The organism is Carnobacterium gallinarum DSM 4847 (genome assembly GCF_000744375.1).
Taxonomy (GTDB): Bacteria; Bacillota; Bacilli; order Lactobacillales; family Carnobacteriaceae; genus Carnobacterium; species Carnobacterium gallinarum.
In genome coordinates this window covers 66,187-79,917 of sequence record NZ_JQLU01000005.1, presented here as the reverse complement: position 1 = coordinate 79,917, position 13,731 = coordinate 66,187, and the positions used below count along the sequence as shown (strand labels likewise).

The 13,731-nt window shown below is 36.8% G+C and carries 11 protein-coding genes, 13 tRNA genes and 2 rRNA genes; 18 read left to right on the top strand and 8 right to left on the bottom strand.

The window, feature by feature from the left end; all coding sequences use genetic code 11:
* Positions 1-196: 196 nt before the first annotated feature.
* From BR43_RS05325 to BR43_RS05255, 15 genes are all read left to right on the top strand, one after another.
* Positions 197-3,117: ribosomal RNA gene (locus BR43_RS05325) — 23S ribosomal RNA — on the top strand.
* A 225-nt stretch (positions 3,118-3,342) separates the two neighbouring features.
* Positions 3,343-3,458, top strand: a 5S ribosomal RNA gene (rrf, locus tag BR43_RS05320).
* A 22-nt stretch (positions 3,459-3,480) separates the two neighbouring features.
* Positions 3,481-3,554 (top strand) — tRNA-Asn (locus tag BR43_RS05315).
* 52 nt (positions 3,555-3,606) lie between these two features.
* Positions 3,607-3,696: transfer RNA gene (locus BR43_RS05310), tRNA-Ser, on the top strand.
* A gap of 17 nt (positions 3,697-3,713) precedes the next feature.
* Positions 3,714-3,785: transfer RNA gene (locus BR43_RS05305), tRNA-Glu, on the top strand.
* Between the two features lie 12 nt (positions 3,786-3,797).
* Positions 3,798-3,870 (top strand) — tRNA-Val (locus tag BR43_RS05300).
* Positions 3,871-3,918: 48 nt separating this feature from the next.
* Positions 3,919-3,995 (top strand) — tRNA-Asp (locus BR43_RS05295).
* A gap of 34 nt (positions 3,996-4,029) precedes the next feature.
* Positions 4,030-4,105, top strand: a tRNA-Phe gene (locus tag BR43_RS05290).
* A 4-nt stretch (positions 4,106-4,109) separates the two neighbouring features.
* Positions 4,110-4,193: transfer RNA gene (locus BR43_RS05285), tRNA-Tyr, on the top strand.
* Positions 4,194-4,222: 29 nt separating this feature from the next.
* Positions 4,223-4,293 (top strand) — tRNA-Trp (locus BR43_RS05280).
* 27 nt (positions 4,294-4,320) lie between these two features.
* Positions 4,321-4,393, top strand: a tRNA-His gene (locus BR43_RS05275).
* Between the two features lie 34 nt (positions 4,394-4,427).
* A tRNA-His gene (locus BR43_RS05270) sits at positions 4,428-4,500 on the top strand.
* Between the two features lie 22 nt (positions 4,501-4,522).
* Positions 4,523-4,594, top strand: a tRNA-Gln gene (locus BR43_RS05265).
* A gap of 18 nt (positions 4,595-4,612) precedes the next feature.
* Positions 4,613-4,683 (top strand) — tRNA-Cys (locus BR43_RS05260).
* 34 nt (positions 4,684-4,717) lie between these two features.
* Positions 4,718-4,801: transfer RNA gene (locus BR43_RS05255), tRNA-Leu, on the top strand.
* A gap of 117 nt (positions 4,802-4,918) precedes the next feature.
* Here BR43_RS05255 and BR43_RS05250 read toward each other — a convergent pair.
* The 3 genes from BR43_RS05250 to BR43_RS05240 all read right to left on the bottom strand — a co-directional run bounded on the left by BR43_RS05250 (position 4,919) and on the right by BR43_RS05240 (position 7,902).
* Entirely contained in the window at positions 4,919-5,878 is a 960-nt protein-coding gene (locus BR43_RS05250) for a tyrosine-type recombinase/integrase (RefSeq protein ID WP_051933822.1), read from the bottom strand.
* Positions 5,879-5,951: 73 nt separating this feature from the next.
* Complete coding sequence (locus BR43_RS20705) at positions 5,952-6,167, bottom strand: helix-turn-helix domain-containing protein (protein WP_034560096.1); 216 nt, start codon at positions 6,165-6,167, stop codon at positions 5,952-5,954.
* A 505-nt stretch (positions 6,168-6,672) separates the two neighbouring features.
* Positions 6,673-7,902 (bottom strand): ABC transporter permease, encoded by a 1,230-nt coding sequence (locus BR43_RS05240; RefSeq protein ID WP_034560095.1) that lies wholly within the window; start codon positions 7,900-7,902, stop codon positions 6,673-6,675.
* 144 nt (positions 7,903-8,046) lie between these two features.
* On the opposite strand from BR43_RS05240, the gene BR43_RS05235 reads away from it, so the two are divergent.
* The 3 genes from BR43_RS05235 (at position 8,047) to BR43_RS05225 (ending at position 9,902) form a co-directional block, all read left to right on the top strand.
* Positions 8,047-8,226: a hypothetical protein gene (locus BR43_RS05235; RefSeq protein WP_034560094.1), complete on the top strand. Its 180-nt coding sequence runs from the start codon at positions 8,047-8,049 to the stop codon at positions 8,224-8,226.
* 172 nt (positions 8,227-8,398) lie between these two features.
* Positions 8,399-8,764 carry a BlaI/MecI/CopY family transcriptional regulator gene (locus BR43_RS05230; protein WP_034560093.1) on the top strand — a complete coding sequence of 122 codons (366 nt, stop codon included), beginning with the start codon at positions 8,399-8,401 and terminating at the stop codon, positions 8,762-8,764.
* A 16-nt stretch (positions 8,765-8,780) separates the two neighbouring features.
* Positions 8,781-9,902, top strand: coding sequence for a M56 family metallopeptidase (locus BR43_RS05225; RefSeq protein ID WP_034560092.1), 1,122 nt, complete (start codon positions 8,781-8,783; stop codon positions 9,900-9,902).
* Between the two features lie 206 nt (positions 9,903-10,108).
* Here BR43_RS05225 and BR43_RS05220 read toward each other — a convergent pair whose 3' ends face one another.
* From BR43_RS05220 to BR43_RS05200, 5 genes are all read right to left on the bottom strand, one after another.
* On the bottom strand, positions 10,109-10,705 hold the full coding sequence (locus BR43_RS05220; RefSeq protein ID WP_034560091.1) for a pentapeptide repeat-containing protein: 597 nt from the start codon (positions 10,703-10,705) through the stop codon (positions 10,109-10,111).
* Positions 10,706-10,983: 278 nt separating this feature from the next.
* Positions 10,984-11,478: a hypothetical protein gene (locus BR43_RS05215; RefSeq protein ID WP_034560090.1), complete on the bottom strand. Its 495-nt coding sequence runs from the start codon at positions 11,476-11,478 to the stop codon at positions 10,984-10,986.
* Positions 11,479-11,486: 8 nt separating this feature from the next.
* A complete protein-coding gene (locus tag BR43_RS05210) occupies positions 11,487-12,926 on the bottom strand; it encodes a pre-toxin TG domain-containing protein (protein WP_034560089.1) in 1,440 nt (479 codons plus the stop codon).
* Positions 12,919-13,278, bottom strand: coding sequence for a hypothetical protein (locus BR43_RS05205; protein WP_034560088.1), 360 nt, complete (start codon positions 13,276-13,278; stop codon positions 12,919-12,921). Before BR43_RS05205 ends, BR43_RS05210 begins: the two co-directional genes overlap by 8 nt.
* Entirely contained in the window at positions 13,275-13,544 is a 270-nt protein-coding gene (locus BR43_RS05200) for a DUF3130 family protein (protein ID WP_034560087.1), read from the bottom strand. Before BR43_RS05200 ends, BR43_RS05205 begins: the two co-directional genes overlap by 4 nt.
* Between the last annotated feature and the right edge of the window lie 187 nt (positions 13,545-13,731).

Sequence of the window (13,731 nt, the reverse complement as noted above, 5' to 3'; positions counted from 1 at the left end):
GTTCTTATCGTAAGATAATGAATAAACATTAACTAACAGGATTGTTTTAGCAATAAAACCTTCCACACAAACTATTTGTGCAGGAATGCAACAGAATTCTAGGATTGAACTGCAATGAGCCTCGAAGCGTACTAACGTACGTAAGAAGTGAATGAAAGAACAAGACAATGAAGACTGAAGCAGTACCAACAAATAAGGTTAAGTTAATAAGGGCGCACGGTGGATGCCTTGGCACTAAGAGCCGATGAAGGACGGGACTAACTCCGATATGCTTTGGGGAGCTGTAAGTAAGCTTTGATCCAAAGATTTCCGAATGGGGGAACCCAGCATTTTTTATAGAATGTTACTGCTAGCTGAATACATAGGCTAGTAGAGGTAGACGCAGAGAACTGAAACATCTAAGTACCTGCAGGAAGAGAAAGAAAATTCGATTCCCTGAGTAGCGGCGAGCGAAACGGGAAGAGCCCAAACCAACAAGCTTGCTTGTTGGGGTTGTAGGACACGACATTAAGAGTCATAAATGAGTTTTGTAGAAGAAATGACCTGGAAAGGTCTGCCGAAGAGGGTAAAAGCCCCGTATTTGAAACAAAGTTCACTCTGTTGTGTATCCTGAGTACGGCGGAACACGAGAAATTCCGTCGGAATCCGCGGGGACCATCCCGCAAGGCTAAATACTCCTTAGTGACCGATAGTGAACCAGTACCGTGAGGGAAAGGTGAAAAGAACCCCGGAAGGGGAGTGAAAGAGTACCTGAAACCGTGTGCTTACAAATAGTTAGAGCCCGTTAATGGGTGATAGCGTGCCTTTTGTAGAATGAACCGGCGAGTTACGATTACATGCGAGGTTAAGTTGAGAAGACGGAGCCGTAGCGAAAGCGAGTCTGAATAGGGCGAATGAGTATGTGGTCGTAGACCCGAAACCAAGTGACCTACCCATGTCCAGGTTGAAGGTGCGGTAATACGCACTGGAGGACCGAACCCACGTATGTTGAAAAATGCGGGGATGAGGTGTGGGTAGCGGAGAAATTCCAATCGAACTTGGAGATAGCTGGTTCTCTCCGAAATAGCTTTAGGGCTAGCCTCGGAATTAAGAATCATGGAGGTAGAGCCACTGTTTGGACTAGGGGCCCTTCTAGGGTTACCGAATTCAGATAAACTCCGAATGCCATTGATTTATATCCGGGAGTCAGACTGCGAGTGATAAGATCCGTAGTCGAAAGGGAAACAGCCCAGACCACCAGCTAAGGTCCCAAAGTTACTATTAAGTGGAAAAGGATGTGGGGTTGCTTAGACAACTAGGATGTTGGCTCAGAAGCAGCCATCATTTAAAGAGTGCGTAATAGCTCACTAGTCGAGTGACCCTGCGCCGAAAATTTACCGGGGCTAAATAGTACACCGAAGCTGTGGATAGAACCATTGGTTCTATGGTAGGAGAGCGTTCTAAGGGCGTCGAAGCTAGACCGTGAGGACTGGTGGAGCGCTTAGAAGTGAGAATGCCGGTATGAGTAGCGAAAGACGGGTGAGAATCCCGTCCACCGTATGACTAAGGTTTCCTGGGGAAGGCTCGTCCTCCCAGGGTTAGTCGGGACCTAAGCCGAGGCCGATAGGCGTAGGCGATGGACAACAGGTTGATATTCCTGTACCAGTTTCTTTTGTTTGAACAATGGAGGGACGCAGTAGGCTAAGAAAAGCGCGCTGATGGATATGCGCGTCTAAGCAACAAGTCTTGACGTGAGTTAAATGCTTGCGACTATAAGGACAAGTTGTGATGGGGAGGGAAATTTAAGTACCGAAGTTTCTGATGTCACACTGCCAAGAAAAGCTTCTAGTTAGAAAGAAATTGCCCGTACCGCAAACCGACACAGGTAGTCGAGGAGAGTATCCTAAGGTGTGCGAGAGAACTCTCGTTAAGGAACTCGGCAAAATGACCCCGTAACTTCGGGAGAAGGGGTGCTGACCAATTGGTCAGCCGCAGTGAATAGGCCCAGGCGACTGTTTATCAAAAACACAGGTCTCTGCAAAATCGTAAGATGACGTATAGGGGCTGACGCCTGCCCGGTGCTGGAAGGTTAAGAGGATGGGTTAGCTTCGGCGAAGCTCAGAATTGAAGCCCCAGTAAACGGCGGCCGTAACTATAACGGTCCTAAGGTAGCGAAATTCCTTGTCGGGTAAGTTCCGACCCGCACGAAAGGCGTAACGATCTGGGCACTGTCTCAACGAGAGACTCGGTGAAATTATAGTACCTGTGAAGATGCAGGTTACCCGCGACAGGACGGAAAGACCCCATGGAGCTTTACTGCAGTTTGATATTGAGTGTTTGTACAGCTTGTACAGGATAGGTAGGAGCCATAGAAATCAGGACGCCAGTTTTGATGGAGGCATTGGTGGGATACTACCCTTGCTGTATGACCACTCTAACCCTCGCCACTGATCGTGGCGGGAGACAGTGTCAGACGGGCAGTTTGACTGGGGCGGTCGCCTCCTAAAGAGTAACGGAGGCGCCCAAAGGTTCCCTCAGAATGGTTGGAAATCATTCGTAGAGTGTAAAGGCAGAAGGGAGCTTGACTGCGAGACCTACAAGTCGAGCAGGGACGAAAGTCGGGCTTAGTGATCCGGTGGTTCCGCATGGAAGGGCCATCGCTCAACGGATAAAAGCTACCCTGGGGATAACAGGCTTATCTCCCCCAAGAGTCCACATCGACGGGGAGGTTTGGCACCTCGATGTCGGCTCATCGCATCCTGGGGCTGTAGTCGGTCCCAAGGGTTGGGCTGTTCGCCCATTAAAGCGGTACGCGAGCTGGGTTCAGAACGTCGTGAGACAGTTCGGTCCCTATCCGTCGCGGGCGCAGGAAATTTGAGAGGAGCTGTCCTTAGTACGAGAGGACCGGGATGGACACACCGCTGGTGTACCAGTTGTTCCGCCAGGAGCATCGCTGGGTAGCTATGTGTGGAAGGGATAAACGCTGAAAGCATCTAAGCGTGAAGCCCCCCTCGAGATGAGATTTCCCATTGCTTCGGCAAGTAAGACCCCTGAGAGATGATCAGGTAGATAGGTTGGAAGTGGAAGTACAGCGATGTATGGAGCGGACCAATACTAATCGGTCGAGGACTTAACCAAGAAAGAAACGGTGAAGAAGGCAACAGAACAACTTACTTTAATACAGTACCAGTTTTGAGAGAACAATTTCTTTCAATTAAATAATGAATCAGCAAAGCATTTTTTCAACAAATTGCAAGTGAATCGAGGATGTAATTGAGCGAGCATCGGAATGTACTAATGTACATGAGAAGCAAAGTGAAAGAAACAGCCGAAGAGTCGCAACGTAAGTTGGCGGAAAAAAAGTGTGGTGGCGATAGCGAGAAGGATACACCTGTTCCCATGCCGAACACAGCAGTTAAGCTTTTCAGCGCCGAGAGTAGTTGGGGGTTTCCCCCTGTGAGGGTAGGACGTTGCCACGCTAGATTGATTCATATTTATTATTCCGCAATAGCTCAGTTGGTAGTAGCGCATGACTGTTAATCATGATGTCGTAGGTTCGAGTCCTACTTGCGGAGTTACATAGTTTATCTATGAAAAGATAAAGAGATTTGTGATTATTTAGAATCTGGAGAGTTGTCCGAGCTGGCCGAAGGAGCACGATTGGAAATCGTGTAGGCGGTGAAAACTGTCTCAAGGGTTCGAATCCCTTACTCTCCGTTATCTGAATTTTATTAGGCCCGTTGGTCAAGCGGTTAAGACACCGCCCTTTCACGGCGGTATCACGGGTTCGATTCCCGTACGGGTCATTGTAATAAACTGGGGGTTTAGCTCAGCTGGGAGAGCATCTGCCTTACAAGCAGAGGGTCAGCGGTTCGAACCCGTTAACCCCCATTGTTTTATTTAATAAAACGAATGTGACGTAACATAATAATAAATTTTGGTCTGGTAGTTCAGCTGGTTAGAATGCCTGCCTGTCACGCAGGAGGTCGCGGGTTCGAGTCCCGTCCAGACCGCCATATTTTAAAAACTAAATATAATTACCTAAAAAATGGCTCAGTAGCTCAGTTGGTAGAGCAATGGATTGAAGCTCCATGTGTCGGCAGTTCGATTCTGTCCTGCGCCACCATTTTGGAGGGGTAGCGAAGTGGCTAAACGCGGCGGACTGTAAATCCGCTCCTTCGGGTTCGGCAGTTCGAATCTGCCCCCCTCCACCATTTTTTTATTTATTGATAATTTACTATTTAGGGGTATAGTTTAAAGGTAGAACAGTGGTCTCCAAAACCATTAGTGTGGGTTCAATTCCTGCTACCCCTGTCATTTATAATGAAATTTAATATGATGGCGATTGTGGTGAAGTGGTTAACACAGCGGATTGTGGTTCCGCCATGCGTGGGTTCGATTCCCATCAGTCGCCTTTGCTTTAAAATTTTATTATTGAAATGAACATGGCGATTGTGGTGAAGTGGTTAACACAGCGGATTGTGGTTCCGCCATGCGTGGGTTCGATTCCCATCAGTCGCCTCTTTTATTATAATTTCATTATTGGGCTATCGCCAAGCGGTAAGGCAACAGGTTTTGATCCTGTCATGCGTTGGTTCGAATCCAGCTAGCCCAGTTTTATAAATTTTATAATGGCGGTATAGCCAAGTGGTAAGGCAGAGGTCTGCAAAACCTTCATCACCGGTTCAAATCCGGTTACCGCCTTTATCTTTTGTAAAATTTAATCTATATCTTTCTTGCCGGCGTGGCGGAATTGGCAGACGCGCTGGACTCAAAATCCTGTGCCCGCAAGGGCGTGCCGGTTCGACCCCGGCCGCCGGTATACTAGGTACATCAACGTTTTCGGACGTTTGATGTATCTTTTTTTATTTTCAAAAATTGGCTCGTCCCGCAGATGTCCCGCAAAGATCCAAGAAACTATTTTTGAAAATGATGACTCTCAACTTGAACTACTACTAAATAGTTCAGTAGTTAATTTCTCAGCAAGTTTATTTGCAGAACTAATCTTTCTTTTGGAATCTAAATGGACGTAGATATCTGCTGTAGTGGAAAGGGTGCTATGCCCTAACCATTCTTGGATATCTTTTAATGGAACATCCTCGGCAATTAGTAAACTTGCACAGGAGTGTCTTAAATCATGAAATCGAATTATTCGAAAATGGTTAGCAATCAAAATTTTTTGGAATTTCTTACTGATATAACCTGGCTTAATTAAGCCTCCAAATTCATCTTTACATAAATAGTCTTGGTAGTCTGTAGAATAACCTGATCCACAAAGCTTTTTATAGTGTTGTTGCAAATTGATAGATGTCGCAATGGCTTTTTCAATAACATCAACTAGTGGCAGTGTTCGATAGCTTGATTTTGTTTTGGTACTATCTTTAATTAATATTTGTCGTTTATTATCGATAGTGGATTCAGTTACTGTATGTCGTATCGTCAATGTTTTATTTTCAAAATCAATGGCATCTAATCGAAGTCCTAATACTTCATTACGTCGTAACCCATAAAAGGCAGCTAATAAAATCGGAAGTTCAAAAATAGTATTTTTTACAGAACTGAGAAGAGTTTGTACTTCACTTAAAGAGTAGTAAGCACCTTTGTAATGATTCTTTTTTGGTAAGTCTACTTTTAAGTCTGGATTACTATCAAGCATATCCATTTTTACGGCATAGTTTAAGGCTTTACGGATAATGGCATGATATCTATGAACAGTAGTTCCAGATAAACCATCATCCATCAAGCATGGTTGAACTAAATCTTCTGCTTTTCGTTTGTTTCCCTTAACTGTAAAACCTGTTGTTTTCCAACGTTGCTTTCTTGTGTTTTCTACATAGTAGGATACAACAATATAAAATTTATCTCGTTTTGTAGCTAGTCGACCTGTTACTCTAATCATAGCGATTCTCCTTGTAACAGTCAGCTCACCCTCCTAGCAAGATTCTACCATGCAAGGTGAGCTAATTAAAGGTTCAGTTGCTTTTTGTATTAGCTTTAACTTCATTCTTAATAAATCTTAGTACATAAATTTTTGGAATACGATATTCTCTCCCTAGCTTTAAGGAGGGAATTGTTTTGTCGTTGAGTAGTTTATAAGCAGTATTTTTTCCTAAACCTAGTAAGTCGCACATCTCTTTGAATGTTAGTAGGTCTGGATAAGCAGAGAAGGGTGTATGGGATTGTTTCAATGTAAATCATCTTCTTTCAACGGATTGATGAAGAAGTATCTAATTCATTTTTAGATCTCTAGGAAGAGCGCACAGGCCTTTCACCTCCCCCTGTAGTTAGCAGCGAGACACAATTTGAGTGTGAGTATCATTATGGAATGTTCCTTTCGTGGCAGTCTGATTTCCAACATCAGGGAATGGATCAAATAGAGCTCGCTCGGGAATTTTCGTCATGGCGTATTTGTCCATCAGCTTGGGGAACATTGAAAGTAATCTAAAAATGGGCTATTTAGTTTTCAAAGATCATTTTGTTTCTATACTAATAAATAGTTTGGAGGGAGGGGAATAACAACATTTTTTAGAAAAAAAGCACACAGCAATTTACTGTGTACTTATGTGTTACAGTCGGTCTAATTCGATTTTCTGAATGAGTAAAATAAATCGAATGGATAATTCTTGTAAACAATCTGCATCTAGTATGCCGTTTCGACTAGCTTGTTTAAGCATAAGTGGAAAGAATTGATTGTTATGGAGCTATAAGTGTAGTGGGAATTAAGATAGATGTGATAAATAATATTTCTTTTTTTAAAAAAATATTATTTGGATGAGAAAGAGTTTTCCCTAATAACAGATGTTGAGTAAACTGATATTTATTTTTTGTTACTTCTATTATTTCAGTAAAAGTAAATAAGATTAAAGATATGAAGAGTAAAAGAAGAATAAGTCCTTCTATAAGCATCATATTGCGTGCTGTATAGGGTAACCATGATGTATAGGCATCTTTAATATCGTAAATAGTAAAATATTTTGGTAAAATTTTCTCTGCTTTCAATTTGAAATCTTCCATGCTTTTTGAGGATTTTAGAATATAAGAAGCTTGGTAGTCACTGCTAGTTGTATCTGTTTGAAATTGTTTATCCATAGATTGTATTAGCATTTCGCTAGTTTTATTTGGTGTATAAATAGTATTTAAATCTTCTAGTAGGAAATTTTTTTGTAAGATAATGATATTTTCAAATTCATTTGTAGTGGTAGTTTTTGGAATGGCAGTTTCTTCTTGAGGAGAATGAAAGACATCTTTTAATAAATTTAATAAATTTTGAGATTCAATTTTCTTGGAATTAATATATCCATTTGGACTGAAAATACCAACAATTTTCATATTTTGTATATAAATTTGTGAAGGGTCATAAGGATTTGAAACGTTGAGAACAAAATTATCATTTACACTTAGTTGATTTTTTTTTGCTACTTCACTACTAATTAGAATTGAATTAATTCCATTGCTTATTTCAGAGTTATTGAATGTTCGACCTTCAACTATTTTTATGTTATTAAATTTGACATCAAAAGGTTGACTTGTATTGATTCCCTTAATAGAAAACAAACCGATATTAGAAGAACCTTCTTCTGATATATCCATTAAATTAGGTGAGAGTAGAATATCATGAAAGTTGATTTCAGCTGATTCGACTTCTGGAAGTTTAGCAATTTTTTCATACTCATTCTTAGTAGGATGAGTAAAGTTCTTGGCCTCAATCTTTATGTTATCTCTTACAATAGAATTCATATCAAACTCTACTGTGACAACGGATGAATCTTTATTGAGACTTTCATTTCTAAATGAATCTAAACTAGTTAAAATTGACCATGATGTTAATGTTGCTAGAAATAAACTGAATAGAAATAAAAATGAAAAAAAATGTCGTGAATAAGTGTTTTCTAATAGAAATACTACCCATTTGTGTTTGTACATATTAACAACTCCAATCTCTATTTATCTAATATAGTTAATAAAATAAAAAAAACATTGTAAACGCTTTAAAGTTATTGTATCATAAAATTATAGACATAACAAAAAAAAGTATTGTCTATAATAAAATGGAAAGGGGGTGCTACTATGAAGAAGCTAGATAAAACTCAACAAACTAATATTGTAGGTGGTATAGGTTGGGAATGGAAATGCTTAACTACTGGTTGGGAAAGTGGCTGGCATTTAACTTATGGCGGTGCATTAAAAATGGCAACAGCTCATGAACAAAAATATCCAGGTCATGTGACGACTGTTTATGCGGTATAGTTGTTTAGCTAAGTGTTAGTTTAAGGAAGAAGGTTTTCATTTTAGTGAAGGCCTTCTTTTTTGTATATGAAGTAACGTACTTAGTTTATGCTATAAAAAATTAGCAATAGAATAAAAAAAGGTTTATACTATAATTAAATAATGAGTCAATAGAAGAGAGAGGAGTTAGAGTGTGAATAAAATAAAAATTAGTAATAAAGAACTTGAAATTTTAAAAATTTTATGGGATTCCGATCAACCGTTAACAGCAAAACAAATATATGAGGGAAATTCGAATTTAGTTTTAAGTACTATCCAGGCTACTATAAAAAAATTGATGCAAAAAAAATTATTAGAAGTTTCTGATATAGTATATAGTGGAACCGTTTTAACTCGTAGTTATAGTGCTAGTGTTAGTAAGGAAGAATTTGTGTTAACTCAATTTGAGGGTTTGGAAATTCAGAATCTTTTATCGCTTTTTTTAGGAAAACAGTCAAAAAAGAATTTACAATCAGAAATACAAAAAATCGAAGAACTTCTAGAAAAAAAACGTAAATAGTTATTGGAGTTTTTTTATGAACATTTCGTTTACTATTATTTTCACTAAAGTTATTGTTGATTCGCTTATCTTTCTGTTGCTATTTTTAGCAATCAAATACTTGACCTGTTATAAATTTATTAACTCTAGATTATTGGTGATTTTAACTTTTTTGTTTATATTATTATTGCTTTGTCCATTTGAGTTTAGCTTTGGGTATATTATTAATATTCCGTCTAGAATAATTCTGCCTTTTTTATGGCATATCTTTTCTCAAGAAATTAAAATATTTTCTCGATTTATAATATCAATTCCGGATTTAGTGTTATTAGTTTGGATAATAGGTGCTTGTATTCAGCTTTCACGCTTTTTTTATAGTTATTTTAAGTTAAATAGATTAGTAAAAGTACTTTCAAAGTGTACTGAAATTATTTGTTTTAATGGCGGGAATATCAAAGTTATCAAATCAGAAGTAATAGATTCTCCATCTGTCATAGGTTTATTCAAACCAATAATATTATTGCCCGATTTAGACTTGACTGATGATGAGTTAGGTTATATTTTGGCACATGAATGTTTCCATGTAAAAAATTTAGATTTGTTAGTTAAGTATTTTTATGAAATTTTGATAGCAATTTATTGGTGGAATCCTTTAATGTACCTTTTTAGGAATCAGATGAATTATGTTTTAGAAATATGTGTAGACGAAGATGTGATAAATAAATATACAAATTTCCAAAAAATTAGATATGTTGAAACTCTTTTGAAAGTAAGTCAGGAGGTAGATAGGTGTAATAATTCATTAACTGTCTCGTTTTCTTCAGGAACTAAAGATTTTCTTTTACGAAGGACAAAAAATATATTAGATTCTAATGGTGTACGTAAAAGTAGAAGACAGCCAATCCTTTTTGTGATTTTATTATTTTTATTTATCATTACATCATCTGTCGTATTCAATCCATATTTTCTTCAGGTGAATGAAGAGGGGAGGCTCGTTCGACTTAGTAAAGAAAATGCCTATTTGGAAGAGGATGCTAATGGAGAGTATCTTCTTTACGTGGAGAATCAGTATGTAACAACTATTAAGAATATTGATATTGATCAGACTTTAGAACAACTAGAGATTGTTAATTATTCGAGAATGAGTAATGAAAAGTAAAAGATAGTTCATTACTAGTAAAATACTTCCATCAATAATGTGAATCAGATATTGATGGAAGTGGTTGATGAGAATAGTTAACAAGTAGGTTTAGTATGTAAAAAAAATAGATAAGACCTCCTCATTTACTGAAATTAGAAGTAAGTGGGGAGGTCTTATTACGATTTCATTTAGTATAGCAGTTTTAATATAGTGTCATAGACATATTATTTAACAATATTATCCAACATCCACTGAGTAGCTTGTTCATTTTCTAAGATAATAGGATTTTTAAGAGTTCCTATATTAATTGATTTTATTGTAGCTTCATCTAAATTTATTGGATTTTCAACTACTGAGTCTTTCAAAATAGTCTCTTTAAACCGAGTATATTTAAAATCTACATTTACTAATTTTGAATTACTAAAATTTGCTTCTCTTAAATCAGCTGCAATGAAACTACTATTCTTTATAGTAGCATTAGAAAAATCAGATTCGGGTAATTCTGCTTTAAAAAAGTTTGAGTCAGAAACAGTAGCTCCAACAAAAGAAGTATAGTCAGTATTGCTTTTTACATATATCGATTGATTAATTTGAGCATTTGCAAAACTAGACGAATATAGACCAGCTCTATAAAAGTCTAGTTTTTCTAATTTTAAATTTTCGAATGAACACTCTGTTAAGTAACTTTCTGAAAAATCAATATCAATAAAATTTATATCTTCAAATTGAAATTCATCTAATACTAGTTTTTCTCCTTGTTCTCCCAAAGTTTCGACATATTTTTTATGAGCTTTTATTTTTTCAATAATATCTGTTTTCAAGATTTTTCCTCCTATAAGAGCTTTATTCCCAGCTTTTAACTCTTTTCTTGATAGTAACGATAGATATCGTAAGTACCTGTAACTTCTCCAGTCATTGTGACTGCTGTCATACCCATTTTTTTTAAATAATCTTGCGATTGGACATACATTAAATCTTTTAAAGTTTGTATAAAAAATAAGAGTTAATACTTTTTAATTAACTCTTATTTTTAATTCTATTAGTATTTATGCAATGATTATCCCATTATTAAATTGACTAGTCGGACAGTAAAGCTTTTTTAATTGATTTCCTTAATCAATTTATCTAATTCTACTATTTTATTATTTTCTAAAGAATTTAAATTGATTAAATCAGCTAAATACTTCTCTGACTTTTCTAAAATTTCTTCTCTGAAATCTGAAAATAGCACATCTTTATCTTTCCAAAATTTATAGTCTGCATCAGAAAGTTTTTCTTTACGTACCCATCCTCCTTGCTCCACTTTGTCTCCTGAAATTTTACTAATCGTTATAATATCTTTATTTCTACACATTTCAATCCATGTATTAAAAGACTCAATGTCATTAATTAAAACGTAATCCTCTGTTTCTAAAATGTTTAAAGCTTTCAAAAAACTGCTAAACCATTCATATACAGATACCGTAAAAATCTCTACCTCATCTTCAAGTATAATCCCATAGCTTGAATCACTTACAATAAAGTTAAAGTAGCCGTACTCTCCGGGAAAATTCTCTTCTTCAACACTAAATAGTTTAAAATTTATTTCAAACATATTCTCACCTATTTCATCAGATTTTTAAATTGTTCTAAAGTATATTCATAGCTTCCATATGATGTTCCAAATTCACCAAGTGATGAAATATAGACTTTAATTTTTTCTCCGTTAATTGTATAATCAAAAGCTCCACCTTTTTTCCCTTGAGCTAATAAATCATTGTAAGCTATCTCAGAATACTTATTTATGTCTTCTTTGGTCCAATCAGGATTAAAAAAACTATTTCCTTCTAATTTTTCAATTATTTGTTGGTCTGTTAAATATGGAGATTGGCTTTTAAGAGATCCAATATTATGTTTATTGATATGAGATTTATTACCCTTACTCAAAGGATTTTTAATTTCAACATCAGGTATCGTAGCTTTACTGGCTTTCTCAACCTTATTTAGCTTCCCAACATCATCAAAATATCCAGCTTTATTCAACAGCTTCAATTCTTTCTCTGTCAAATTCAGTCCTTTAAGAGCTTTATTCCCAGCATGTAATTCTTTTGCCGCCATTACCATCTTGGCTTGTGGCAATAAGAGTAATGCTGTCCATAATCCCGCTTCCAAACGACTTACCTTATCACCAGTTACTGGGTCTTTTCCTGATAGGAGACGATAGATATCGTAAGCACCTGTAACTTCTCCGGTCATTGTGACTGCTGTTATACCCATCTCCTTCAAATAGTCTTGCGATTGGGCATACATCAAATTATCCGAAGCTTGCTTACTGTATTCACCATCAATATAAACTTTCAACCCATAGCCGTATTCATCCGTTTGAACAATCTCAATCCGCTGAGCAGGGGAGGAGTCATTATAATCAGAAATCGTCTTGTACCAATCTTTCCCAGTACAATCTACATAAGTATACGTTCCAGTTTTCTTATCAAAACTCTTACTATTCCCTAAATCATCCATTGCTCGTTCTAACTCAAAGCCAAGTGCAATCAATTCTGCAAAATCATTGGCGTGATTGGCTTCGAAAGTTTCATATTTTTCCAATAAATCCACTTTTCTCTGTGTTTGTCCAATTTGAAAATCTTTGTAAAAAATACCGATTCCAGCCGTATCCATAATCCCACTCAAAATATTATTGGCGATATTCTCCATTAAATCAGCTTTTTCTTGTTGAATCCGATTTAATTTATCCTCTAAGTCTCTTAATTGATCAGTATCTAAAGCCTTGGTTGTTTCACCAACTTCACTTTCAAAACTTACTAGAAAGGCAGCTGAGACTTCACCGAAGTCACAGTGATAATTATACAACGCTTTTGACACGACTGTATAGGGTGAAAGTGCATTTTTTGCAGCACTCCAACCAACACCCGTTAAATCAGGAGAAGCAGTAAATTCTCCAACGGCTGTTTCAACTTTTGGAAAAGTAGGCAAATAATTGACTCGTGCTGCTTGAACCGCTGCGTATGCCGCCTTTACTTCGGAGTAGCTAAATCTAGTCATTGTCAGCTTCCTCCTTTTTTGCTTCGTAATAATCTTCATTTAATTGATTTTCTAAAGTAGAAAGCTTCTTTTGCTTTTGGTCAAATTCATCATCAATATCCATGACAAATCGTCTGTGTTTGCCACGTTCTTCTTCAAAAGAATCTAATTGTTGTGAAGCATCTCTGGAAGAGGTTGTTTGTTTGCTAAGATAATCCACTTCACCTAATAGATCTTGTTCTTGTCGCTGTAAGTAGTACCAATGATCTTGATACTCTTCCCATAAATTCTTCTTTTTTGACAATTCGTATTTCTCGTCTTCAACTTCTTGGAGTTGTTTATAAATCGTGTAAGAATCTAGCTTATCCTTCATTTCGAGAACACCTTCTTCATTTCTGCGTCAGTTTTCTCATAGGACTCACTCATTGCTAGAATGTTTTTTCCATCATTTTGTGTACTCATTTCAAATTTTTTTGTTAGGTTCGTTAATTGTTTGATAACACTTTGACTATCGTTAACCGCAATTCCATTAGAATCAGAAATGGAGGTATCTCCAACTGAATAAGGTTTCATTGAAGGAAGTGTTAGTCTACTCGCAAAATCGATTGCTTTTTGTGAATCATTTTTTATTTCGTCCAAATCTTATGTCCTCCTGTATAAAATTAGAAAGCATGAACCTTTCTCTAGAATAATTTTATCACAATATTAAATAAAATTCGTTCTTTTTTTGTATGTTATGTACAGAAAGTCAAACCTCTTCAATTTAATGTTTGTTTTCATAGTTAAGAATTAAAAAGAGAACATTTTTGTAAAAGTGAAAATAATT

What these genes read in the sequence shown, in the direction of transcription:
- BR43_RS05250 (WP_051933822.1), bottom strand. Translation starts at nt 5,878, where the DNA reads ATGATTAGAGTAACAGGTCGACTAGCTACAAAACGAGATAAATTTTAT.
- BR43_RS05240 (WP_034560095.1), bottom strand. Translation starts at nt 7,902, where the DNA reads ATGTACAAACACAAATGGGTAGTATTTCTATTAGAAAACACTTATTCA.
- BR43_RS05235 (WP_034560094.1), top strand. Translation starts at nt 8,047, where the DNA reads ATGAAGAAGCTAGATAAAACTCAACAAACTAATATTGTAGGTGGTATA.
- BR43_RS05225 (WP_034560092.1), top strand. Translation starts at nt 8,781, where the DNA reads ATGAACATTTCGTTTACTATTATTTTCACTAAAGTTATTGTTGATTCG.
- BR43_RS05215 (WP_034560090.1), bottom strand. Translation starts at nt 11,478, where the DNA reads ATGTTTGAAATAAATTTTAAACTATTTAGTGTTGAAGAAGAGAATTTT.
- BR43_RS05210 (WP_034560089.1), bottom strand. Translation starts at nt 12,926, where the DNA reads ATGACTAGATTTAGCTACTCCGAAGTAAAGGCGGCATACGCAGCGGTT.
- BR43_RS05205 (WP_034560088.1), bottom strand. Translation starts at nt 13,278, where the DNA reads ATGAAGGATAAGCTAGATTCTTACACGATTTATAAACAACTCCAAGAA.